Source organism: Arhodomonas sp. KWT, from assembly GCF_010993615.1.
On record NZ_WNXE01000875.1, the window covers coordinates 1 to 705 of the forward strand.

2 protein-coding genes are annotated in these 705 nt (G+C 70.2%); one reads left to right on the forward strand and one right to left on the reverse strand.

Annotation, left to right across the window (positions count from 1 at the left end):
* Positions 1 to 382 (reverse strand): LysR family transcriptional regulator (locus G7A99_RS22995; protein ID WP_163144357.1); only part of this gene is annotated, 382 nt, incomplete at its 3' end.
* A gap of 117 nt (positions 383 to 499) precedes the next feature.
* Between G7A99_RS22995 and G7A99_RS23000 the strand changes: the two genes are divergently transcribed.
* On the forward strand, positions 500 to 705 hold a 206-nt coding region (locus G7A99_RS23000; protein WP_163144359.1), incomplete at its 3' end, for a YbfB/YjiJ family MFS transporter.

Genomic DNA, 705 nt, shown 5'->3' on the forward strand with positions numbered 1-705 from the left:
CGGTGGTCCCGGTGATCAGCTCCAGGGTCACCGCCGGGTAGCGTTCGTGGAACACCGTCAGCAGGGGCGGCAGGCGGACCGCGGCGGTGGTCTCCAGGGTGCCGATACGCAGCGTGCCGCCCGGCTCGCCTTCCCCCCGGACCTCGGCCACCGCGTCGTCATGCAGCGCGAGCAGCCGCTCGGCATAGCCCAGCAGCGAGCGCCCGGCCGGCGTCAGCCCGGCCCCGCCGGTGCGCGTGAGCAGACGCCGCCCCAGCTCGCTCTCGAGCTTCTTGACGTGGGCGGTGACGTTGGACTGCACCGTATGCGCCGACTCCGCCGCGGCGACGAAGCTGCCGGTACGGGCAACGGCGACGAACAGCCGCAGGGAACGGAGCTGCATGGTGGGAACCGGTGTCGCTTTCTATCGCCACACATGATAGCAGCGAGCAGCAATAATCACTTTATGCCATTCTCCGGCCCGGCTACCGTGGGCCCCGGATCACCATCAGGAGACGGCATGCGATTACCCACACCCGGTCCCGGCCTCGCCGGGGCGGCCGCCACCTTCGCCGGCATCGGTCTCGCGCGCTTCGCCTATACACCGCTCATCCCGGCGATGGTGGAAGCGGGGTGGTTCTCGGCGGCACAATCGGCCTACCTGGGAGCGGCCAACCTCCTCGGCTACCTGGTCGGCGCGATCACCGCCAACCGGCTGGCCGCCAT